At 70.4% G+C, this 22646-nt stretch carries 21 protein-coding genes and 1 pseudogene; 14 read left to right on the top strand and 8 right to left on the bottom strand.

The window, feature by feature from the left end:
- Nucleotides 1–25: 25 nt before the first annotated feature.
- The 3 genes and pseudogenes from OG272_RS31780 to OG272_RS31790 all read right to left on the bottom strand — a co-directional run.
- Nucleotides 26–3271: pseudogene (locus tag OG272_RS31780) on the bottom strand (putative T7SS-secreted protein); the annotation flags it as partial.
- Nucleotides 3271–3957, bottom strand: a complete 687-nt coding sequence (locus OG272_RS31785) for a hypothetical protein (protein ID WP_405895337.1) — start codon at nucleotides 3955–3957, stop codon at nucleotides 3271–3273. The pseudogene OG272_RS31780 and the gene OG272_RS31785, both read right to left, overlap by 1 nt.
- Complete coding sequence (locus OG272_RS31790; protein WP_327727995.1) at nucleotides 3954–4541, bottom strand: hypothetical protein; 588 nt, start codon at nucleotides 4539–4541, stop codon at nucleotides 3954–3956. Before OG272_RS31790 ends, OG272_RS31785 begins: the two co-directional genes overlap by 4 nt.
- Nucleotides 4542–4940: 399 nt before the next feature.
- Here OG272_RS31790 and OG272_RS31795 point away from each other — a divergent pair, with 399 nt between their 5' ends.
- From OG272_RS31795 to OG272_RS31855, 13 genes are all read left to right on the top strand, one after another.
- The gene (locus tag OG272_RS31795) at nucleotides 4941–5810 is read left to right on the top strand and encodes a hypothetical protein (RefSeq protein WP_328223951.1); all 870 of its coding nucleotides are present in this window, start codon (nucleotides 4941–4943) and stop codon (nucleotides 5808–5810) included.
- A 103-nt stretch (nucleotides 5811–5913) separates the two neighbouring features.
- A complete protein-coding gene (cpaB, locus tag OG272_RS31800) occupies nucleotides 5914–6630 on the top strand; it encodes a Flp pilus assembly protein CpaB (protein ID WP_326578065.1) in 717 nt (238 codons plus the stop codon).
- Nucleotides 6631–6853: 223 nt separating this feature from the next.
- Nucleotides 6854–8470, top strand: a complete 1617-nt coding sequence (locus OG272_RS31805) for a CpaE family protein (protein ID WP_405895338.1) — start codon at nucleotides 6854–6856, stop codon at nucleotides 8468–8470.
- Nucleotides 8467–9276 carry a TadE family protein gene (locus tag OG272_RS31810; RefSeq protein ID WP_405895339.1) on the top strand — a complete coding sequence of 270 codons (810 nt, stop codon included), beginning with the start codon at nucleotides 8467–8469 and terminating at the stop codon, nucleotides 9274–9276. The genes OG272_RS31805 and OG272_RS31810 overlap by 4 nt, the downstream gene beginning before the upstream one ends.
- Before the next feature lie 74 nt (nucleotides 9277–9350).
- Nucleotides 9351–10691, top strand: coding sequence for a CpaF family protein (locus OG272_RS31815; protein WP_326578062.1), 1341 nt, complete (start codon nucleotides 9351–9353; stop codon nucleotides 10689–10691).
- Nucleotides 10692–10721: 30 nt separating this feature from the next.
- Nucleotides 10722–11741, top strand: coding sequence for a type II secretion system F family protein (locus OG272_RS31820; RefSeq protein ID WP_405895340.1), 1020 nt, complete (start codon nucleotides 10722–10724; stop codon nucleotides 11739–11741).
- Nucleotides 11742–11761: 20 nt separating this feature from the next.
- Nucleotides 11762–12664, top strand: coding sequence for a DUF5936 domain-containing protein (locus OG272_RS31825; protein ID WP_326578061.1), 903 nt, complete (start codon nucleotides 11762–11764; stop codon nucleotides 12662–12664).
- A 116-nt stretch (nucleotides 12665–12780) separates the two neighbouring features.
- On the top strand, nucleotides 12781–14160 hold the full coding sequence (locus tag OG272_RS31830; protein ID WP_405895341.1) for a sensor histidine kinase: 1380 nt from the start codon (nucleotides 12781–12783) through the stop codon (nucleotides 14158–14160).
- Nucleotides 14153–14935 (top strand): response regulator transcription factor, encoded by a 783-nt coding sequence (locus OG272_RS31835; RefSeq protein WP_326578059.1) that lies wholly within the window; start codon nucleotides 14153–14155, stop codon nucleotides 14933–14935. Before OG272_RS31830 ends, OG272_RS31835 begins: the two co-directional genes overlap by 8 nt.
- Before the next feature lie 105 nt (nucleotides 14936–15040).
- The gene (locus tag OG272_RS31840; protein WP_327732129.1) at nucleotides 15041–15250 is read left to right on the top strand and encodes a hypothetical protein; all 210 of its coding nucleotides are present in this window, start codon (nucleotides 15041–15043) and stop codon (nucleotides 15248–15250) included.
- Nucleotides 15251–15285: 35 nt separating this feature from the next.
- Entirely contained in the window at nucleotides 15286–15861 is a 576-nt protein-coding gene (locus OG272_RS31845) for a pilus assembly protein TadG-related protein (RefSeq protein ID WP_405896100.1), read from the top strand.
- 15 nt (nucleotides 15862–15876) lie between these two features.
- Entirely contained in the window at nucleotides 15877–16470 is a 594-nt protein-coding gene (locus OG272_RS31850; protein WP_327727990.1) for a hypothetical protein, read from the top strand.
- Nucleotides 16471–16477: 7 nt separating this feature from the next.
- On the top strand, nucleotides 16478–17152 hold the full coding sequence (locus tag OG272_RS31855) for an OmpA family protein (protein ID WP_405896101.1): 675 nt from the start codon (nucleotides 16478–16480) through the stop codon (nucleotides 17150–17152).
- 16 nt (nucleotides 17153–17168) lie between these two features.
- On the opposite strand, the gene OG272_RS31860 is transcribed toward OG272_RS31855, so the two are convergent.
- Both OG272_RS31860 and OG272_RS31865 read right to left on the bottom strand, forming a co-directional pair.
- A complete protein-coding gene (locus OG272_RS31860; RefSeq protein ID WP_327727988.1) occupies nucleotides 17169–17345 on the bottom strand; it encodes a hypothetical protein in 177 nt (58 codons plus the stop codon).
- Nucleotides 17346–17388: 43 nt separating this feature from the next.
- Nucleotides 17389–17742 (bottom strand): hypothetical protein, encoded by a 354-nt coding sequence (locus OG272_RS31865; protein WP_328223957.1) that lies wholly within the window; start codon nucleotides 17740–17742, stop codon nucleotides 17389–17391.
- 158 nt (nucleotides 17743–17900) lie between these two features.
- On the opposite strand from OG272_RS31865, the gene OG272_RS31870 reads away from it, so the two are divergent.
- The gene (locus OG272_RS31870) at nucleotides 17901–18473 is read left to right on the top strand and encodes a dihydrofolate reductase family protein (protein WP_326578055.1); all 573 of its coding nucleotides are present in this window, start codon (nucleotides 17901–17903) and stop codon (nucleotides 18471–18473) included.
- Between the two features lie 53 nt (nucleotides 18474–18526).
- Here the strand turns inward: OG272_RS31870 and OG272_RS31875 are convergent, their stop codons facing one another.
- The 3 genes from OG272_RS31875 to OG272_RS31885 all read right to left on the bottom strand — a co-directional run bounded on the left by OG272_RS31875 (nucleotide 18527) and on the right by OG272_RS31885 (nucleotide 22487).
- Nucleotides 18527–19894 carry an AI-2E family transporter gene (locus OG272_RS31875; protein ID WP_327727986.1) on the bottom strand — a complete coding sequence of 456 codons (1368 nt, stop codon included), beginning with the start codon at nucleotides 19892–19894 and terminating at the stop codon, nucleotides 18527–18529.
- Nucleotides 19895–20059: 165 nt separating this feature from the next.
- Complete coding sequence (locus OG272_RS31880) at nucleotides 20060–20785, bottom strand: transglycosylase SLT domain-containing protein (protein ID WP_326578053.1); 726 nt, start codon at nucleotides 20783–20785, stop codon at nucleotides 20060–20062.
- Nucleotides 20786–21161: 376 nt separating this feature from the next.
- Entirely contained in the window at nucleotides 21162–22487 is a 1326-nt protein-coding gene (locus tag OG272_RS31885; protein ID WP_326578052.1) for a PhoH family protein, read from the bottom strand.
- Nucleotides 22488–22646 lie beyond the last annotated feature (159 nt).

Here is a 22646-nt window from a genome sequence, read left to right on the forward strand (position 1 = left end):
TGTCCAGGGCCCGGGGGGAACTTCAGCCCGAGGCTGTCATCCCCGTGCGGCGACCGGTCGCGTCGTACGTCCAGGTCGTTGTTGCCCCTGTCGGTGTTGTGCGGGATATCCGTCGACCGAACTCGTCGTATTTGTAAGTCAGTTCGCGGCCGTCGACCGTCTCCGAGCGCACCAGACCGAAGCGGTCGCGCAGGATCGTCAGCGTCGTACCGTCCGGGCCTGTCGCCTGGGCGAGCTGGTCCGTCATGTCGTACGCGTACGTCGTGACGTCGCCCGCCGCGTCCTTGCGGAGCACTTGGCCCAGTTCGTCGCGCTCGAAGGAAACCACCTGGCCGAGCGCGTTCGTGCGGGTCTTCAGGCGACCCGCCTCGTCGTGGGTGTACGTGAGGGTGCGGTCGTCGAAGTCCGTCTCCGTGACCAGGTTGCCTGCGGCGTCGTACTCGTATGCCCACGTCAGGCCCTGCGGGTTGGTCACCCGCGTCAGACGTAGCTCCTTGTCGTGGTCGAACTCGTAGCGCACCCCGTCCGGGCCCGTGCGGGCCGTCAGGAGGTCGAAGTGGGTGTACTCGAAGTGGGAGACGGCGCCCATCGGGTCCGTGTGGGTGGTGCGGTTGCCCTCGCCGTCGTACGTCCACGACTCCGTCGTGCCGTCGGCGGCGGTGCGGCAGGCGAGGTGGCCCTCGACCGTCCACTCCAGCCGGGTCACCGCACCCGTTGGGTCCGTGAGGGTGACGGGTCTGCCGAAGGGGTCACGTTCGTAGCGGGTGACCGCGCCGAGGGGGTCCGTGATCTCCAACGGGAGACCGGCGGGGTCGCAGCGGACCGTTGCCGTGTGGCCGAGGGGGTCCGTTACGGCGGTCAGGTGGCCCGATTCGTTGTACGTGAAGTGGGTGGTGTGGCCGGTCGGCCCGGTCACGGATGTGCGGTTGCCCCGTTCGTCGTACGTCTGGCGGACGACCGTGCCGTCCGGGTTCACCACCCGTATCGGCAGACCGAGTTCGTTGTGCTCGGCCCTCGCCTCGCGGCCGTCCGGGCGTGTGACGACGGTCGGGTTGCCGGTCTCGTCGTAGCGGTACGTGGTCGTGTGGCCGAGGGGGTCCGTGTGGGAGAGGAGGCGGTGGTAGCGGTCCCGTTCGAAGTGGGTGGCGGCGCCGAGGGGGTCGATCTCGGTGACGACCTGGCAGGCGTCGTTGATCACGAAGCGGCGGGTGTGGCCCTCGCCCGTTGTCGTGGTCGTCACGCGGTGACCGGTTGCCGAGTCCCGTTCGCCGTAGGTGAAGCGGAGGCTCATGTGGCCGTGCGTGCCGCCCTCGGCGACGCAGCGGTCCCGGTCGTCGTACTCGTACGTGTAGCCGCGGTTGTTCGTGTCCGTCCAGGACGTGACGCGGCCGGTTTCGTCGTACGTGAAGCGGAGGGGGAGGCCGGAGGCGTTGACGACCTCGGTCAGGTTGCCGTCCGTGTAGCCGTAGCGCTTCAGTTCCTGGTTGCCGGAGGCGAGGTGGAGTGCCGTGATCCGGCCTGCCTCCGTGGTGACGCGTACGTCGTATCCGGCGCTGGAGACGATGCCGAGCGGGGTGCCCTCGGTGTCGTACTCGAAGGTGAGCCAGTTGCCGTTGCGGTCGTCGATCTGTTCGATGACGGCCAGGTCGTCTCCGCGGTCGGTGAAGTGCCAGACGCGGTGCGCCTGAGGGTCGGTGACCGTGTAGCCGCCGTCCTCGCGGTCCAGGGGCCAGCGGGGGCCGTGGCTGGGGAGGGTCGGGACGCCCGGTGCCGGATGGGGGTAGGCGAGGAGCAGGCCGTCCTCGGTGACGAAGACGACGCCCTCGGAGTCGATCTGCAGGCGTTGGTCGACCGTCGAGGACCACGACGGGCCGAACCAGCGGCCGAAGTGGTAGCCGGACTCCACACGCCGTCTGAAGACGAGGGGGAGAGCACCTGGAAGCACCACGTCCGTCTGGGGCAGGTACATCTTGCCCGTGGTGAGGTCGACCGGGTCGGTCGGGTCCTTCTGGACCTTCTGGCCGGGGTTGTCGTGCTCTTGGGGCGCCTTGCCGACGGTATCCCTCAGCCCGCGTTGGGCTCCTCCCGCCTCGGCCGCGTCGTCCAGGGTGTGCTTGAGCGCGCCCTTGATCCCGCCCGTCGCAGCCCCGCGCGCCGCCCCCGCCCCCTTGGTCCCGAGGAGATCGAGGACGACGCGGCCCCCGAACTCGGACGGGTCCTTCTTGGCGGACTGCCAGGCGTCCTTGAGGGCCCGGTCGGGGTGGGCGACCGTCGACGTGAGCCCCGCGAGCGTCATGTTGACGTTCTGGTAGTACTCGGCGGGGTGGGCGATGTTGTACGGGTCGAGGGCGTTCATGCTGCGGCCGAAGGTGATGATGCCCGCGCCGCCCTTGACGACGCCTCCGACGACATGGGTGAGTTCCACGGCCGATGACGCACCCTGGTCGGCGAAGTTGGCGGCGAGTTTGAGGGCGGGGGGTAGTTCGGCGGGGGCGTGTTCCAGGGCGGCCCTGATCGAGGTGGTGGCGGTGCGTGCGGCCTCGTTGCGCTGGCGGCGGGCCTCCCTGAGGAGTTCGTGGGCGAGGGTGATGTCCGCCTTGCCGGGGTCGCTGAACTCCGCCGGCTTCGGGCCGGGATCCTCACCGGCCTTCACCTTGGCGTTGTAGGTGTCGACCTTGGCGTTGTACGCCTCCACCGCCGCCTTGGACGCCTTCATGCCCGCCTTGTAGGCGTCGATGGCGTCCTGGGCCTGGCCCTGGGCCCACTTGACCGTGTCCGCGTACGCGTCGAGCGCCTTGGCGGCCTTGTCACAGGCGTCCGCCGCACGCATCCACTTCTTGGGGTGCATGGCGAACTTCTCGCGGAAGGTGTCGGCGGCCTGGCCCTTCCACTGGGAGGAGTCCAGCTTGCGCATGCCGTCGCCGACCTTGTCGAAGGCCGTGTGGAAGTCCTTGAGGTGCTTGGCGCTCTCCTGGATACGGCCGACGTTGCCGTGGACGAGTTCGTTCGCCTGCTCGGTCTCGCCGAGCTGCTGCTCGCCGGGCGTGGCGCCCAGGGCGGACGCGGCACCGTCGCCCCAGTCCTCCACCTTGTCCGCGACGCCCTTGAAGCCCATGTCCTCCAGGCGTTCGCCGGCGTAGTCGGTGCCCTTGTCGATGCCTTCGCCGACGAGCTTCTTGCCGTCGTCGTAGACCTCTTCGGCCTTGCCGACGACGGTGTTGGCGGCGCCCTTGAGCTTGTCTTCCACACCGTCCGGGATCCAGCCACCCATCAGCTGCCGCCCCCGCTCTGCTGCTGTCCCTCGGCCTGGGCCGCCTGCTCGCGTTCCTCGCGGGAGGGGCCGTACTGCTGGTCCAGCGACGCCTCGTACTCCTGGTCGGTCATGCCCATCGCCTTCTGCGGGTCGAGGGGCCCGTTCTCAAGGAGGGGCGACGTCATCACATCACGTTGGGCGTCGTTCCAAGCCTGGTCGGTGTTCTCCTGCGCCCGCTCCCAGGACTCCGCGCTCCAGTCGGAGGTGGCGAACATGTGGTTGTCGCCGATCTCGCCCCAGGACATCTGGGTGACCTGGTCCTCGTTGAGGTGCGGGTTGCCCATCACGGAGTTCGCCGCGATCTTGAAGGTGCCGTCGATGTACTGCTCGGTCTCGTGGAACGTCCCCGCCGCCAGGCCCACGGCGTCCGCGAAGTTGCTGCCCTCCAGGATCAGCGCGCGGACTCCCCACTCCCAGCGCTCGCAGAAGGTGTCGAGCGCCGACGTCAGTCCGCCGTGCCCCAACTCCAGGCCGGACAGGGCCAGATCGGCGAAGCCGCGGCCTACGCTCGCCTCGCCGACCATGCCGAGTTCACGAAGCTCCGACATGGCCAGGTTGATCCCCTCGGTGATCAGGGCCAGGCCTTCCACCTGAAGGTCCTTGCCCTCACCTCCGCCGCCCCCACCACCTCCGCCGTCGTTCATCGAGTCAACTCCCCGTCTCCGCCGGACCCGCTCGTCTCGTCGTCCACGTCCACCGCCGCCGCATCCGGCACGATCCCCCTCACCGGCGGGAACAGCGCGCCCTGACCCTCGCTGCCGACGTCCAGCGCCACCCCGTACGGCACCGGCATCGCCGGGATCGCCACGTCCAGCAGCCGGGCGCCCAGCACCCGGTCGTACGCCCACTCGCGCGCGCCTTCGCCCCTTGCGATGGCGAATCGGGCCAGGGACGGCTCGTCCGAGAAGGCGTAGATCCAGCGGATACCGCCGTGCTCCCCGGTGAGCGGGGCGCCGTCCGCCGACAGGGGTACGAGTACCGCCGTACGCCGGAACTCGCCGAGCAGGGCGGCGGCTTCGCGTCGGCGGTGGGCGAGGGCGGCGTCATCTGCCGCCGGGGGGAGGGTGTCGCCGCCTGTCGGGGACGGGGTCCGCTCTTCGGGCGGGGCCGGCGGGCGTTCGGAAGCGGGACCGTTCGGCATGGCCGGCTCGGCCGGTTCCACGTAGTGGAAGATCCTGGATCGGCGTATACCGCCCGCCGCTCCGACGCCTCCCCCGTGATCAGACATGCGTGCGATCATCGCATCGGCGTATGGCGTGCTGCAACGCCACGACCTTTGCCGCAAAGTGTGTCGCCGGACCGGGCGTCGGGTGACAGAACCGGGGCGGGCACGACCGTGAAGAAGAGGACGAAGGTACTCCCGCGCAGGCCCACCGTTCACTCGTCCGGGCCGCCCAACACCCCCTCCCGCCTGCCGAGTTGAGGCATATGCGTCTCACTCTGTGTGGATACGGCCGCACCTTCCGTGAGTTGATCAAGGAGATTCGGTGTTGATCGGGCCATGCCGTGGATATGGTGCTGATGCAAGACGATGCAGGAGGGGCGTCGAGGAAGACGTCGCTCCTCACAGGGGCCGTCTGAGGCGGTGGTCGACCACTCCGCCGAAGTGAACGGGGTGGTGTGCAGCGTGCCGACCGCGATAGCCGTCACCAGTTCCGACCTGGTGCTCCCACCGCACGACCGGCAGACCCCGCCCGCGGTCGTCCAGCCGCAGGAGACCCTCGAAGCCTCCCTGTTCGGCATGCACGCGCTCATCGAGCAGCACGGCTATGTCATCGCCCTCCACTCGGCCTCCGACGAGCCGGCCGTCACCCGGCGGCTGCACACCGTCCGTTCGGTGCTGGAGAGCGACCGCATCGCCCTGCTCGGCGTGGACCTGCCCCCGCTCGGACTCGCCCTGCTCGCCCAGCAGTTGCGGCAGCTGTCCGTGTGCGACTTCAGCCCGGGGGTGCTCGCCTCCTCCGTACGCCTCCTCGCGCACTACATCTACGCCGGCGCCCACCTCGGCTCCGTCGCCAAGCTCGACCGGGTGCCGGTCACGCTGAAGTCGCACGCCAAGTCGTGGATGCCGGGCGCCCAGTTCGCCGTACTGGCCAACCCGCGGCCCCAGCTCGTCCGGCTCCACACCGCCGACCAGGAACCCCTCGCCGGTCCCGAGTTCGGCACCCGGCTGCTCGTCGCGCAGGGGCCGCAGCCGCCGTCCGACTGGGTCACCGCGACCCTCGCGCCCGCCTGGCAGGTGCAGGGGTCCCTGCCGGTCCCGCTGCCCGAGGGGTCCGCGCGCTGGTGGGGGACCGGCAAGCTCGTCGAGTTCGCCGCCGGCCTCGCCGACGTCTCCGTGCTCTACCAGCTGGTGTCGTCCGTACGCCGCGAGACCTGCCACTGGTGCGGCCTCGAACTCATCGGCGACCGCTGCGGGTTCTGCGCGGCCCCCTTACGGGAACCGGAGCCCACGCCCCTCCCGGGCCGGGCGGCCCTTCCCCGAGGGGCCACATGACAGCCGTACGACAACTCCATACTCCGGGGGCAGACCCCATGACCCCCAGCAGGAGAAGCAGGCCCGCTTCTGTGCCCGGCACGTTCCCACGAGGTGAGATGTAGTGAACTCGCGCCAGCGCCGCGGCGTCATCCTGCTGGTCCTCTCGGCCCTGTGTGCCCTGGCCGCGTTCGCCGGGGTGCTCTCGGTGATCCGTGACGTGAACGCGAAGGTCGGACCCGAGGTGACGGCGTACCGGCTGAAGGACGACATCGCGCCCTACAAGGAGCTGTCGGCGGGCCAGTTCGAGAAGATCACGATGCCGGAGCGATGGCTGTCCGGCACGGCCGTCACCGATCTGTCGGAGATCCGGGGGAAGATCGCCGTCACCCAGCTGCGCAAGGGCTCCCTGCTCCAGTCCGACATGATCGTCGACCGGCCGGAACTCGAACCCGGGCAGCAGGAGATCGCGATCCTGATCGACGCGTCCACCGGTGTGGCGGGGAAGATCAACCCGGGGTCGCGGGTCAACCTCTACGCCACGTTCGAGGAGAAGGACAGCGACTCGGGCAAGGACACGTCCAAGCTGATGGTCGCCGACGCCCGCGTCATCGACGTCGGCAAGTTGACGCCCCTCGAATCCGGCCAGTCCAGCAGCGACCGCCGGCGCACGGCGACCGAGGCCGTCCCGATCACCTTCGCGCTCGACACGGCCGACGCGCAGCGCGTGGCGTTCGCCGAGTCGTTCGCCGAGCACGTCCGTCTCGCCCTCGTCGGGGGCGGGGAGGCCACCGTCGTCGTGCCGGACGACCGTTCGTACACCCTCGACGAGGACAAGTAGGAGGCCCCGCGATGAGGTCGGTCCGGAACGTCCGTACGAGGAAGACTCGAACGAGGGTGCGTCGAATGCCGCCGCGGGTGGGCGTGCCGAGGGTGGGCATGCTGAGGGGGGTACGGCGAACGAGGATGCCGTGGGCGGCGAGTGGGCCGCGGGTGCCGAGTGAACCCTGCTGGTGCGAGGCGGCCGAGCCCCGCACCTCCGCGACCGGAACGGGGATCCGCCGATGACCATCCGTATCCTCCCGGCCGCCGGGGACGTCGACTCGGCCCGCGCCCTCACCACCCTGCTCGGCCAGCTGGCCGACGCCGAACCGGCGCCCCCGGTCTCCGACTCCACGGCCCTGCTGGACACCCTGGCGCGGCTGGCCGCCGAGTCCCTGGACGAGCTGCCGGAGGTGGTGCTGGTCCACGAACGGATCGGTCCCGTAACGGCGTTGGACCTGGTCCGCGATCTCGTTCTGCGCTTCCCGGCGGTCGGCGTCGTCCTCGTCACCTCCGACACGAGCACCGGCGTCCTCACCGCCGCCATGGACTCCGGCGCCCGCGGCATCGTCAACCTCCCCCTCTCCTACGAGGCCCTCGCCGAACGCGTCCAGGCCGCCGCCGCCTGGTCGGCCGGTATGCGCCGCCACCTCGGCAGCCCCACGCCGGAGCTGTACGCGGGCCCCGGCGGCACCGTCGTCACGGTCAGCGGGGCCAAGGGCGGCGTCGGTGCCACGGTCACCGCCGTCCAACTCGCCCTCGCGGCCCGCGCGTCCGGCCGTACGGTGGCCCTTCTCGACCTCGACCTGCAGTCGGGGGACGTCGCCTCGTACCTGGACGTGCAGTTCCGCCGCTCGGTCGCCGACCTGGCCGGCATCACGGACATCAACCCCCGCGTCCTGCAGGAGGCGGTCTACGCCCACGACACCGGTATCGCCCTCCTCCTCGCCCCCGCCGAGGGCGAGCGCGGCGAGGAGGTGACGGACCGGGTGGCCCGCCAGGTGGTGGCCACGCTCCGTTCCCGGCACGACGTGGTCGTCGTCGACTGCGGTTCACAGATGACCGCGGCGACCGCGGCGGCCGTCGAAATGGCCGACCAGGCCCTGCTGTTGGTGACCCCGGACGTCATCGCGGTCCGCGCCGCCAAACGCATGGTCCGCCTCTGGGACCGCCTCCAGATCCGCAAGGCCGAGGAGACGCTGACGGTCGTCAACCGTCTGTCGCGCGCCACGGAGATCCAGCCGTCCCTGGTCGAGAAGGTCACCGGCACGAAGGTGGCCCGCGCCGCCGTCCCCGCCGCCTTCAAGGAACTCCAGTCCGTCGTCGACGCGGGCCGCCTCCAGGACCTCGACGCCCGCTCGGTGGTCAAGCAGGCGCTGTGGGCGCTGGCCGGGGAGCTGGAACTGGTGGCCGCGCCGGAGAACGGGCACGGCGGCCGACGCCGCAGGTCCTCGGCCGACCGAGGCGCCCTCGCCCTCCGCCGCAAGGGCGGCGACCGGGGCTCGGTGACCCTCGAATTCGCCGGGATGTTCCCCCTGATCCTGGTCACCATGACGATCCTCTGGCAGGCCGCCCTCTACGGCTACACCTACTCCCTCGCCGGCAACGCCGCCGACGAGGCCGCCCGCGCCGCCACCGCCGCCTACGCGGTCGACGGCGACGTCGCCGGCGCCTGCGAAGCCGCCGGCACCCAGAACCTGCCGGGCGCCTGGGCCGACACCTCCATCGACTGCGCCCCCGCGGGCACCCTCATGCGAGCCGAGGTCCAGGCCAACGTCCCCCTCTTCTTCCCGGGCTTCGACGCCGGCTGGACCGTCAACGGCGAGGCGGGGGCGGCACTGGAGGGAGACCCCCAATGACCCCGACCGACGACCCCGTACGAGGGGAAGACGACGTCTGCACGAAGGCGGAGGCGGTGGCGCGGCCCGTACGGCGGGCTGGCCGCGTACGTGCGGAGGCGGAGGCCGTGGCGCGGCCCGTACGGCGGGAAGACGGCGCACGCGCGAAAGCGGAGCCGGTACGGCGGGTGGGCCGCGTACGCGCGGAGGCGGAGGCGCGGCCCGTACGGCGGGTGGGCCGCGTACGCGCGGAGGCGGAGGCGGAGGCCGTGGCGCCCCCCGTACGGCGGGTTGGCCGGGTACGGCGAGAAGGGGGCGTGTCGGGGGGTGTCCGCCCGCAGCGGTTGGCGCGTCAACTCGTCGGACTTCTCGGGCGACCGATTCCGCGCCGTTCCGAGGACGGACACCCCCCGGCGCGCCCCCGACCCACCCACCACCCCCGGGCGAACCCGGCACCGACGAAAAAGCCACCCCACCACCACTGGAACGACCGAGGCTCCTCCATCCTGGAGTTCGCCGGCTTCCTCCCGATCCTCCTCCTCGTAGGCATGGCGGCGATCCAACTCGGCCTGGTCGGCTACGGCATCAGCCAAGCGGGCTCGGCCGCACGGGCCGCCGCACGCGCCGAGTCCCTGGAGCCCGGCGCGGGGGAGGCCGCAGGCGCGGCCGCGGCGAGCGCCTGGCTGAACCCCGACCCCGCCGTGGACGGCGGCGGCACCGACACCACCACCGCCACGGTCACCGTCACGGTCCCCTCGGTGGTCCCCCTCTTCGACCCGGTCACCGTGGAACGCAGCGCCACCATGCCCAACGACACCGACAACTGACCGCACACCCCTCAACACTCACAACTGACCGCACCCCTTCAACACCCCGCCAACCGAGAGGAGTTGACCAGAAGATGAGCCTGCGATCCCGTATCGCCGCCCCCGACGAAGGGGGAACCGGACGCGAGGACGGACACCTCGTGGCCGTCTACCGCGCCAAGCTCCTCGAAGAGATCGACCTGGCCGAGATGTCGGCGCTGACCGCCGCCGACCGCAGGGCCCGCCTGGAACGCGTCCTCGGCCACATCATCAGCCGAGAGGGCCCGGTCCTCTCCTCCGCCGAACGCTCCCAACTCATCCGCAGGGTCGTGGACGAGGCCCTCGGCCTGGGCGTCCTCGAACCACTCCTCGCCGACGCGTCCGTCACCGAGATCATGGTCAACGGCCCGGACTCGATCTTCGTGGAGCGAGGCGGCCGCGTCGAACAGCTCCCGCTCCGCTTCGCCTCCACCGACCAGCTCATGCAGACGATCGAACGCATCGTCTCGACCGTCAACCGCCGCGTCGACGAGTCGAACCCCATGGTCGACGCCCGCCTCCCCACCGGCGAGCGCGTCAACGTGATCATCCCGCCGCTCGCCCTCACCGGCCCGACCCTCACGATCCGCCGCTTCCCCCGCGCGTACACCCTCCCGGAACTCATCGACCTCGGCTCCCTCGACGAGCAGATGCTGATGCTCCTCGCCGCCTTCGTCCGCGCCCGCTTCAACGTGATCGTCAGCGGTGGTACCGGCACCGGAAAGACGACCCTCCTCAACGCCCTCTCCGGCCTGATCCCGTCCCGCGAACGCATCATCACCATCGAGGACTCGGCGGAACTCCAGCTCCAGCAGGAGCACGTCATCCGCCTGGAATCGAGGCCCGCCAACATCGAGGGCAAGGGCCAGATCACCATCCGCGACCTGGTCCGCAACTCCCTGCGGATGCGCCCCGACCGGATCATCGTCGGCGAGGTCCGCGGCGGCGAGACCCTCGACATGCTCCAGGCCATGTCGACCGGCCACGACGGCTCCCTCGCCACGGTCCACGCCAACTCCGCCGAGGACGCGCTCATGCGCCTGCAGACCCTCGGCTCGATGTCCGAGGTCCTCATCCCCTTCGAGGCACTGAAGGACCAGATCAACTCGGCCGTGGACGTCGTCGTCCAGCTCACCCGTTTCGCCGACGGCTCCCGCAAGGTCACCGAGATCGCCCTGCTCGTCTCGCACGGCCGTGAACAGTTCCGCATCGCCACGGTCTCCCGCTACGTCCCGGACCCGCTCGGCGCCGACCGCGTCGTCCACGGCCGCTTCGAACACCTGCCGGTACCCCGCCCCGTCGCGGAGAAGCTGTACGTGGCCAACGAGCCGCTGCCCCCCGCGTACGGCGTGGCCGAGGCCATCGACCCGCTCAACACCCGCCAGGCCATCGGATAGCCCGAGAGCCCCGAGGAGGTAGGATCGAACATGGCGACAGCCCTGGCAACCCTGGCCCAGGCAACTCTGGCTCAGGCGACCCAGGCCCAGGCACCCCTGGACCTGGACAACACCACCCTGCTGGCCCTCGGCGCCACCGTCCTCTGCGGCACCCTCGCCGTCGCGGGCGCGCACACGTACGTCTCCGGCCGCGCCCAGCGCCAGGCCCTGGTCGACCGTCTCGCGGGCAGCCAGGGGGGCCCGCTCCGCACGGCGGCGGGCCGCGTACGACGTTTCACGGCCGTCGACCGCCGACTGCGCCGCACCCGCCTCGGCCGCGCGATCCACCTGCGGCTCACGACGACGGGCCTCGACCTGACGGCGGGCGAGTTCGCCACGTACGTCGCCATGGTCGTCGTCGCCCTGTGGCTGATCGCCGCCGCCACCCTCGCCCCGTTCTTCGGCCCGATCGCCGGTGCCGTCGGCGTGTGGGCAGCCGCCATCTTCCTCAACTGGCAGCGCCAGAAACGCATCGAGGCCTTCATCAACCAACTCCCGGACGTGGCCCGCCTCCTGGCCAACGCCACCGCCGCAGGCCTGGCGCTCCGTACGGCCCTGGCGATGGCGGCGGAGGAGCTGGAGGCCCCGGCGGGCGAGGAACTGGCGCGGGTGGCCGACCAGTTGGCGCTCGGCCGCTCGGTCGACGACGCCCTGGGCGAACTCGCCGAACGCCTCCCCTCCCGCGAACTGATCGTCCTCGTCACCACCCTCGTCCTGTCCAACAAGGCGGGCGGCACGGTGGTGAGTTCGCTGCGCAACCTGACCCAGACCCTGGAGGACCGCAAGGAGACCCGCCGCGAGGTCCGCACGATGCTCTCCGAGGTCAACGCGACGGCCTTCACCGTCCCCCTCCTGGGCCTGGGCTCCCTCCTCCTGATCAACTCCTCGAACGACGGCGCCCTGGCCCGGGTGACCGGCTCCCCCCTCGGTCAGGCCCTGGTCCTGATCTCGATCGGCCTCTACACGGTCGGTTTCTTCGTCATCCGCCGCCTCGGCAAGATCGAAGTCTGAGAAGGGGGCCGTGACCTGACATGACGACGTCGATGCTCCCCCTGCTCCTGGCCCTTCTGATGGCCGTCGCGGTGGCGGGCGCCCTGCTGGGCATCCGTATGATCCGCGCCGACGCGAAACTCCCCAGCGACCTGGCCCTCGCCCTGGAGGTCGGCGCCACCCGCGTCTCGAAGACCGGCTCGGCCGTCGACCGTCTGGGCATGCGCTTCGCGCCCCTCGTCCTGCGCCTGATGGGCCCCCGCCGGGTCGAGGCCAAGCGCCGCCGCATCGACATGGCGGGCAACCCCGGCGGCCTCACCCTCAACCGCTACGCCGCCCGCCGAGCCGTCTACGGCTTCTTCGGCGCCTTCATGGGCCTGGTCTTCCTCACCAGCGACCGCCCTCTCTTCGCCGCCTTCACCCTCGCCTTCGGCCTCCTCGCCGCCGACGCGGCGATCTGGCAGGCCATCCGCGAACGCAAGGACGTCATCGACCGCACCCTGCCGGACTTCCTGGACGTCCTGGCCGTCGTCGTCTCGGCCGGCCTGGGCTTCCGCCAGGCCCTGGACCGGGTCGCCGAGAAGTACGAGGGCCCCTGGGCCGACGAACTCCGCATCACGCTCCGCCAGATGGACATGGGCGTCAGTCGCCGCCAGGCCTTCGACGAACTCCGCAGACGCAACTCGTCCGAGCAGGTCGCCCAGTTCGTCTCGGCGCTCCAACAGGGCGAGGAACTGGGCTCCCCGATCGCCGAGACCCTGATCCAACTGGCCGCCGACATGCGCCGCACGGACGCCCAGAACGCCCGCCGCCGAGCCGCCCGCACCATCCCCAAGGCAACTCTGGTGACCCTGGTCTTCATGCTCCCGGCCACGATGATCCTCATCGCGACGGGCATGTTCCTCGGCTCGGGCACCAACTTCGGCGACATCCTGGGCCGCTGATGGGACCCCGGCGGAGCTGGCGCGGACGGCCGATTCGGCTCACCCGGCTGCGGGCCATCGTGCCGCTGGGGCGATGGGGGTCCCCCCGGTCGAGCGAAGCCGAGAGTAGGGGCGGGTTGGCGCAGCGGCACCCTGTCAGCGCCGGCCAGCGCCTCCAACCCCCGCCCGACCCCGGCGAAGGCCGACGCACCCCACCCCCGCCCGGCCCCAGCACCGGCTACCTGGCGGACGACGCCGCACCCCCCGCCACCCTCCGCCTCCAGCTCAACGCCCTCCAGGCCCTGGCCCGCCAGACCTTCGCCGTCCGCCTCGTCACCCTCACCATCGGCACCCCCTTCGCCATGGCCAACACCACGGACGGCCCCCCGACCCACGCCGTACTCATCGCCGCCGTCCTCGGCATCACCGTCTCCTACGCCATGCTCAGGGACTGGGACCGCTTCGCCCCCCGCTTCCTCGCCCACCCCACCCTCATGGCCCTGGACCTCCTCTTCGGCGCGGTCCTCCTCCTCACCGCCTCCCCGGCCTCCCCCCTCGCCTACGCCACGGTCTGCACCCCCCTCCTCTCCGGCCTCCTCTACGGCTGGCGCGGCGCCGGCGTCCTCACCGGTCTGCAACTGGCCGTCCTCCTCACCGTCCACCGCGCCTGGGAACACCACCCCGGCGCGGGCGTGAGCACCCTCCTCGTCGCCGGCTTCTGCGTCGCCGCCGGCATCATCGGCGTAACCCTCCGCAACCTGATGTTCCGCTTCGGCACGGCCACCCAGGCGCTCTCCGAAGCCACGTCCCGCCTGGCCGTCGCGGAGGCCGTGGAGTCGGAACGCGCCCGCCTGGCCCGCGAACTCCACGACTCGGTGGCCAAGACCCTGCACGGCCTGGCCCTCGCCGCGGACGCCCTGGCCACCTCGGCGGACCACGCCACCCCCGACCCCACCCACCTGAGACGACAGGCCACCCTCGTGGCGTCGGCGGCCCGCCGAGCCGCCGCCGAATCCCGCGACCTCCTCACGGACCTACGCCGCCACACGGACCTGACGACGACCCCACCCGCAGACCTGACGACCGAACTGCGCACCCGGACAGCGAACTTCGAGTCCCGCACCTCCCTCCGCACCCACCTCACCCACACGGGCGCGGAACCCCCGCCCCTCCCGCCCGAAACGACCCACCACCTCCTGGCGATCACGTCGGAGGCCCTGGAGAACATCCACCGCCACGCACGGGCGACAACGGCGGAGGTGTCCCTGAAGATCACCCCGGACACCCTCCACCTCACGATCAAGGACGACGGCGTAGGCCTCCCACCCGCCCTCACCCTCGAAGAGGCGCAAAGATCCGGCCACTTCGGCCTCCTGGGCATGGCGGAACGCGCGGACCGGACAGGCGCGGCCCTGCACCTGGGATCGGACACCACCGGTACGGAAATATCCCTGGCCCTCCCGCTCCCCGCACCGCCCACCCCCGAAGCCCCCCGACAGGAGGCCGCACATGCCTGACCAGCCCCAGGCACGCCCCGGCCCACCCCTCCGCGTACTCGTCGCGGACGACAACCCGGTGGTCCGCGCCGGCCTCACGGCCCTCCTGGACACGCACCCCGACATAGCGGTGGTCGCCCAGGCCACGAACGGCGAGGAGGCGGTGGACGAAGCGCGCCGACACCGCCCGGACGTCGCCCTCCTCGACGTCCGCATGCCCGGCACGGACGGCCTCACCGCACTCCCCGAACTGGCCGCTCTGTGCCCCGTGATGATGCTGACCTACAGCACGGAACCCGAGGTCGTGACCGAGGCCCGGCGCCGGGGCGCGGCCGGCTACCTGGTCCACGGCGAGTTCACGGCACCCGAACTGATCGCGGCGGTACGGAACATGCGGGAGGGCCACCCGACGATCCCCGCGAGGGTCTGTCCGAATGTCTCAACTTCGCTCGGCGTTTCCTACGAACCTTCACACGAAAGTCACGACCCTACTTCGCAGCTGCAACCAGTTATGGCACAGTCGTCAAGGGCTCGCTCCACCTATGCGTCGCGACTGCACCGCCGCATCCTCGACCGTTCCAACCGTCCGTCCTTCGGCCTGAGTTCAAGGGAGGTGGAGGTGATGGACCTCATCGCGTCCGGCATGAACAACCGCCAGATCGCCGCCACCTGCTTCATCAGCGAGAAGACCGTCAAGAACCACATCAACCGCATCTTCGCGAAACTGCACAGTTCAACCCGCAGCGAAGCCATAGCCCACTGGCTCGGCACCACCCCCGAGGGGTGGCCCCGATGACCCACCCCACCAACGGAAGTTGGGCCCCCGGACCCACCCCGGGTACGTGCCGTCTCACGTACGGTGATCCGGTTGGGGTCGGCATCGCGCGGGAAGGCAACCGCCATGAAGGTGAAGCACCGTTTCGAGACCTGGAGGACCACAGTCGTCTCCCGCATGCGCGGGAAAGGACGGGACTCGGGCGCCGGGTTCGTGGAGTACGCGGGCATCATGATCATCGTCGCGGGGATCTTCGTGATGATCGATGGGCTGGGGCTGGACGGGCTGATCTCGAGTGCGATCCTCGCTGCCGTGACCAACGTCATCGGCGGCTGACGGGCCCCCGGTCGTTCGACGACCGAGGATCCACCCTGCCCATCTACATCTGGCTGACGACCATTCTGCTTTTCACGGCGTTGGCCTTCTTCGCGTTCGCCCAAGCGGCCTCCGCACGCAATGGCGCCCAGTCCGCAGCGGACGCAGCGGCGTTGGCCGCGGCACAGCAAGCGCGAGAAGACCTCTTGCTGGACCTCGGCGACGCCATCGACGGGGGCGGCGACTGGCTGGACTGGCTGGACCTCTCCGAGGCGGGGCTTCCCGGCGAAGGAGCCACAGCCGCTGCGCAGGCACTGGCTGCCGCGAACGAGTCGACCGTTCTCGGTGGTGCCGCACCAACCGAGGTCAACGGCTTTCCAGGTTTCCAGGTGGAAGTTCAGACGGGCTACACCGTCGGTGACTCGATCATCCCCGGCACCGAGAGCATGACCGCCACGGCCCAGGCCACCGCAGTCATTCAGCCGCGCTGCGACTTCGCCCTGGATGCGGACCCCACGAAGCCCGTGGCCCTGGACTGCGACGGCCAACTCGTGGACATCGACCCCGGAAATTTCGATCCGGACGACCTTCCCGACGCGTCTGTGATGTTCTCTGTGCGTCTGGCCGAGTGAGAGGAAGCTGTGTCCATGAAGTTCCGGTACACCATGAAGGGCCGCATGGTTCTGTCCACGGTGACGATCGCCACCGGGCTGGTTCTCACGGTGGCCGGCTGTGGTGGGGGAGGGGCCGATGACAAGTCGTCGAACACGGAGTCCTCGTCGACGCCGTCCAAGGACAACGGAGATGACGACAAGCAGGAGTCCGAAGCCCCCACCACGGAGTCAGTCCTGGCCGAGGTCAAGGCCGGTGGTCTGACGCTGAAGGTCACATCGGCAGCCCGGGACGGTGGTGGCTTCGTCACGGTCGAGGGCACGGTGACCAACGGCACCGGCAAACCGTGGGTCGGCGCGGAGTGGCGGGGCGAAGAAAGCGAACTGGTCAAGAACGGCGGCTCCATCGCGGGCGCGAACCTGGTCGATCAGACGGGCAAGAAGAAGTACCTCGTCCTCCGTGACACGGAAGGCCGTTGCCTGTGCACGAGGTTCACCGGCGGCGTGAGGACGGGCGCGACCACCGACTGGTTCGCCCAATTCCCCGCTCCCCCCGAATCCACCACCTCCGTAGACTTCCAGGTCGGCTCCATGCCCCCCGCCACGATCGAACTCTCCGAGGACGAGTGACGTGACGATGACCGCCCCCACCCCACGCACCGCGACCACGGGCACCGCGGCGCTGGCCGTAGCCGTGGCGGTCCTTGCCGCCCTCACCCTCGCGACGCCCGCGCACGCCGCGGACGACCCGAGCGAACCCCCGGGCACCGTCACCACCTCCCCACCCCCGGAGGTGGACGCGAACAGCCCGGGCCTGAAGCTCGCCCAGGGGGCCACGCTCGCCCCCGCCAAGGTGCTGGACATCAAGTCGGTCGTGGAGGACCTCGGCGGCGAGGAGCGCCGGGAGGACACGAACGAGAACGTGACGTTCGCGCTCCAGGCGGAGGTCCTCTTTCCGAAGGACAGCGCGAAACTGAACCCCCAGGCCCAATCCCGTATCCAGGTGATCGCGGAGGAGATCAAGAAACAGAGCGCGGGCACGATCCGCGTCTTCGGCTTCACGGACAACCTCGGCTCGTACGCCCACGGCCTGACCCTCTCCAAGAAGCGCGCGGAGGCCGTCCACGACCTCCTCGCCGCCGACCTGGGCGGCAACGTCACCTTCGAGGTACGCGGCTACAGCGAGGACTACCCCATCGCCGACAACTCCTCCGAGGAGGGCCGCAAGAAGAACCGCCGGGTCGAGGTCTCCTTCCCCCGCACCACGACGGACACGGAATCCGACAGGGAACAGAACAGCGAACAGAGCTGATGACCACCTCGTCGCCTCACTCCGGCAACGAATCCCGTACGTCCCGGAAGTGCTCCCGAGGCCACCGCTCGATGAACCGCTCGATGACCCGGTACGCACGCGCGTAGTACCGGGTCTCGCATGAGTCGTCGAGATAGCGCCGGACGAGGATCCGCTCGGCGCGGAAGGGCAGCGGGCGCCCGGTATCGAGCACCCCCAGCGCGTAGGCCGCGCGTCATGGACGACGTACGTCCGGGTCAGGGTCGTACAGGGCGCGCCGGAGAGCGGTGTGAACGGCGGCGTGGACGGCTGGCGGCCGGCCGATGAGGCCGGACAGGTGGGCGACGGCGTGGCGGCGTACCTCGGCGTACCTCGGCGTACGGGTCGCGGGCCAGCGTGAGCACGTCTTGGAGGGCTTCGCGGTCCTTGTGGTCCTCGTGGTCCTCGTGGTCCGTGGAGCCCTCGAAGGCGAAGGCGACCGCCGCGCGGACCTCGGGATGCGGGTGGCCGACATGCCGCAGGATCTCCCGGGCGTTGTCGGCGAACCCGGACTGCGTCGCCAGGCCCCGGATGAGGAGGCCGAGTACGGCGGGATACTCCTCCGCGGTCACCCGCGCCGCCGCCCGCCGAGAACCGGTGCCGGCCGTTGCGCAGGGGGTCCTGTTCCTGCCGAGTGGAGGCAGGCCAAGGCGTGCCGAAAGATGCCAAGACGAGCCGAACGGGCAAAATCCGAGACAAGCCGACGCAGTGAGGACCGGGAGCCGCCGCCATGCGAAAGATCGTCCTGATGATGTCCGTGTCCCTCGACGGATACATGGAGGGCCCGAACCGTGAGCTCGGCTGGCACCTGGTCGACGACGAACTGCACACGCACTTCAACGACGTGCTCAGGAAGATGGGCGCCTTCCTCGACGGCCGCGTCAGCTACGAGATGATGGCCGCCTACTGGCCCACGGCCGACCGGGACCCCGCGGCCTCACGCCCCGTCGCCGACTTCGCCGCGATCTGGCGGAACATGCCGAAGCTGGTCTTCTCGCGGACCCTCCAGCACGCACAGTGGCACACGACGATCGTCCGGGACGTCGTCGTGCGGGACATCGAGGCGCTCAAGGCGCAGGACGGCGGCGACCTCGCCGTGGGCGGCGCCGAACTGGCGGCCGAGTTCATGCGGCACGACCTGGTCGACGAGTTCCGGCTCTACGTCCACCCCGTGCTCCTGGGGGCGGGCAAGCGCCTCTTCCCGGCGGCCGTCACCGAGGCCCCGACCGGCCTACGCCTGATCGGGACCCACACCTTCGGCAACGGAGTCGTACTCCTCCACCACGAACGCCCGGCCGCCTAGGGCCGCGCTCGCCCGACCTGCCCGGCCGCATAGGGCCGCGCCCGCCCGGCCGCCTACGGCCGCGCTCGCCCGTGCTCGTCCGCGTACGCCCGCAACGACCCCACCACCGTGTTCGTGACCGCGACCAACGGCACGGCCACCACCGCACCCCCGATCCCCGCGATCATGCCGCCGGCGGCGACGGCCAGGACGACGGCCAGGGGATGCACCCGTACGGCACGCCCGAGGATGAACGGCTGGAGGATGTGCCCCTCGATCTGCTGGACGGCGAGCACGACGGCCAGCGTCATGACGGCCGTGAAGACGCCCTGTGTCACCAGCGCCACGACGACCGCCAGCGCGCCCGAGACGACCGCACCCACCAGCGGGATGAAGGAGAACAGGAAGATGAACACGGCCAGCGGGACCGCCATCGGCACGTCCAGGAAGTAGATCCCCAGGCCGATGAAGATCGCGTCGATCAGCGCCACGACCACCGTGCCGCGTACATACGCCGTCAGCGTCTGCCAGGCCCGGGGTCCGGCCGCCGAGACCCCCGGCCGGGCCGCCGACGGCACCAGCTTCAGGGTCCACTGCCAGATGCGCTTGCCGTCGTAGAGGAGGAACAGCGTGGAGAACATCGTCAGGAGGATGCCGGTGAGCGCCTCGACGACGACGGTCACGCCCTCCAGCCCCGCCGAGGTGATCGTGTCCGTGTTGTCGCTGATCGCCTCGCGGAGGTTCTTGGCGATGTCGTTGATCTGGTTCTCGGTGACGTGGAACGGGCTGTCGAGCAGCCAGCGCTGCAACTCGTCGATGCCGTCCTGGATCTGGTCGGAGAGGTCGTCGATGTTCTCCATGACCTGCCAGGTGACGAACCAGCCGATCAGTCCCATGACGACGAAGCCGAGGGCGGCGGTCAGCGCGGTGGCGAGACCGCGCGGTACGCCGAGCCGGGTCAGCCGTGCCACGGTCGGCTGGAGCACGGCGGTGATGAGCAGGGCGGCGGTGAACGACAGCACCAGCAGCCGTACGGAGCTGATGACCCGCATCAACACCCAGACGGTGCCCGCGAGCACGAGCAGCCGCCATCCGGCCTCGGCCGCCACCCGCATGCCCCAGGGCACCGCTGAGGCGGGGTCCGGCCGGGTGGGGAGCACCGGGGCGGCCGTCCGGTCCCGAGCACCGGCGGGTGGGCCCGGAGAGCCGCCCGTACCGTCGTCGACGCCCCCGCCCCCGTTCCCGGTGGTCTCCTTGGGGGTGTCGGGGCCGTTGTCGGAGCCGCCCGTGCCGTCGTCGCGGCGGCGCCCCGCGGCGGCGTCCTCGCCGTCGTCCGGGCGCTCCGCCGCCGACTCGATCTCGGCCCGGCGTCGCTCCAACCGCTCGCTCCACCCGCTCAGCCCGGCGCCGAGCCGGCCGAGCCACCCAGGAACTCGCGACATCATCCGTCCTCTTCCCCCGTCGCCCCTGTTGGTCACCACTCCTCCCGGAGGCCGCGATCGCTCACGGCGGCTTCGACCGTACATGGCCGAAGCCCCCCACCGAAGGACGGTGGAGGGCTCGGGAAGGTTGAGCGGCGGGCGGATGTCACCCGCCGGCCGACCGTCCTAGTACCACTGGTTGGCCTGCCAGAAGGACCAGGCCTCGCACGGGCTGCCGTAGCGCGATTCCATGTAGTTCAGGCCCCACTTGATCTGCGTGGCCGGGTTGGTCCGCCAGTCGGAACCGGCGGAGGAGTACTTGCCGGCGGGCAGCGCCTGGAAGAGACCGTAGGCACCCGAGGAGGGGTTGACGGCCTTGTAGTTCCAGGTGGACTCGTGGTTCACGATGTTGCTGAAGCACGTCCACTGGTCGCTGGCCACGACCGCCTTCGCCATCGCCTGGATCTCGGCGATGGTGTACGAGCTCTGCGTGGGGATGTCACCGAGCGAACCGGCGGCCGCGGACTTCGACTCGGCTTCGGCCGCCGCCGCTTCCTTCGCCTTCCGCTCCTGCTCGGCCTTCTCCGCCGCCTCCTGCTTGTCGATCGCGTCCTGGGCCGCCTTCTTACGGGCGGTCTCCTCGGCGTCCTTGCGGGCGCTCGCGTCGGCGGCGATGGCCTGGGCATCGGCCTGGGCACTCAGGGACGCGGTCTGTACCTGAGCCTGCTGGCCCACAGGTATGTCAGCGAGCAACGTGGTGTCGTTCGCGACCGCCTCGGCGTCGTCAGTCGTCGTCTGGGCGGTGCTGCCCGAGGCAACTCCGACGACACTGCCGACTGCGGTGACCGCGGTGGCCGAGGCCACTGCGAATCCCCGGACCGAAATCCGGCTCACACGGTTTCCTTCCAGCATCGTCCGCCTCGGTGACCCTGGCGGACGCAATCGTGCCCTTGACGCTGGCCTCCCAACTGCGGGGTCACGGAGGCGCGGGCCCGGTGGGCAACTCCTTTGCGGGGAGCGCCGCGTGGTGCGCGGGCGGCATACGACGACGCTATGGAGTTGATCTGATGCTGCTGTGGTTCCGTACCGCTGGGGGTACAGGTGTGTCGTATGCGGGGCCTGACAGGAATGAGACTCTGCCGTAACCCGGCACCGCGAGGCAATTCAGTGGTGAGTGTGAAAGCTCACACCTCGTTTGACGCCGGAGATTCCAGGAAAGCCACACACGCCGAGGCGCCGCCCGGCTAGGCTGCTGAGCCTTTTGCCGGACGGCGCCCAGGGGTTGGGGCTAAATCTGCCCGTCCTCCAGCATTTCGGTCACAAGGGCCGCGATCTGGGACCGTTCGGACCTCGTCAACGTGACGTGGGCGAAGAGCGGATGGCCCTTCAGCTTCTCGACCACGGCGACGACACCGTCGTAGCGGCCGACGCGCAGGTTGTCGCGCTGGGCCACGTCATGGGTCAGAACGACGCGCGAATTCGCGCCGATCCGGGACAGAACGGTCAGCAGGACGTTCCGCTCCAGCGACTGTGCCTCGTCCACGATCACGAACGCGTCGTGCAGGGAACGGCCACGGATGTGCGTGAGCGGCAGGACCTCCAGCATCCCGCGTGCGGTGATCTCCTCGATGACCTCGCGGCTGGTGACCGCGGAGAGCGTGTCGAAGACCGCCTGCGCCCAGGGGCTCATCTTCTCGGACTCGGAGCCGGGCAGATAGCCGAGCTCCTGCCCGCCCACCGCGTACAGCGGCCGGAAGACCATCACCTTCTGGTGCTGACGGCGTTCGAGCACGGCCTCCAGACCCGCGCACAGGGCGAGCGCCGACTTGCCGGTGCCGGCCCGGCCGCCCATCGACAGGATGCCGACGTCCGGGTCGAGCAGCAGATCCAGCGCGATGCGCTGCTCCGCGCTGCGGCCCTTGATGCCGAACGCCTCCCGGTCGCCCCGCACGAGGCGGATGTTGCCCTCGGGCGTCACCCGGCCCAGTGCCTTGCCGCGCTCCGACTGGATCGTCAGGCCGGTGTGCACGGGCAGCGTGCTCGCCTCGGGGACATAGATCGACCCTTCCTCGAAGAGGATGTCGACCTGTTCGCCCGGCAGGGTCAGCTCGGACATCCCGGTCCACCCGGAGGCGTCCGTGATGGCCAGCTCCGCGCGGTACTCCTCGGCGAGGAGGCCCACGGAGGACGCCTTGATCCTGAGGGGCAGGTCCTTCGACACCACCGTGACGTCGAAGCCCTCGGCCTGCAGGTTGCGGGCCACCGCGAGGATCCGGGAGTCGTTGTCCCCCAGGCGGTAGCCGCTGGGCAGCACACTGGGATCCGAGTGATTGAGCTCGACCCTCACGGTCCCGCCGAGCTCCCCGATCGGGATGGGGGCGTCGAGGCGGCCGTGCCGGACCCGGAACTCGTCGAGCAGGCGCAGGGCCTGCCGGGCGAAGTAGCCGAGCTCGGGATGGTGCCTCTTCGCCTCCAGCTCCGTGACCACGACGATCGGCAGCACGACTTCGTGCTCGTCGAAGCGGCTCAAAGCATTCGGGTCGGCCAGCAGGACGCTGGTGTCGAGGACGTAGGTGCGCCGGTCTGGCATACGGCGCTTTGTGCTGGTCACCACGGAAGGACGTACCCCCTCGGATGAGGTCGGGGAGCGACGGGTTCGAACTGGGCCGGTCGTCGGCGCCGTTGCACGGGCCGGTGACCGGCCCTCCGCTGCTTCGTCCGTGCTGTGACCGCACGATCGGGCTGGTGCAAAGGGCCTCCCGGGCGGACGGCC

Origin of the sequence: Streptomyces sp. NBC_00104 (assembly GCF_045160825.1) — a bacterium.
Taxonomy (GTDB): Bacteria; Actinomycetota; Actinomycetes; order Streptomycetales; family Streptomycetaceae; genus Streptomyces.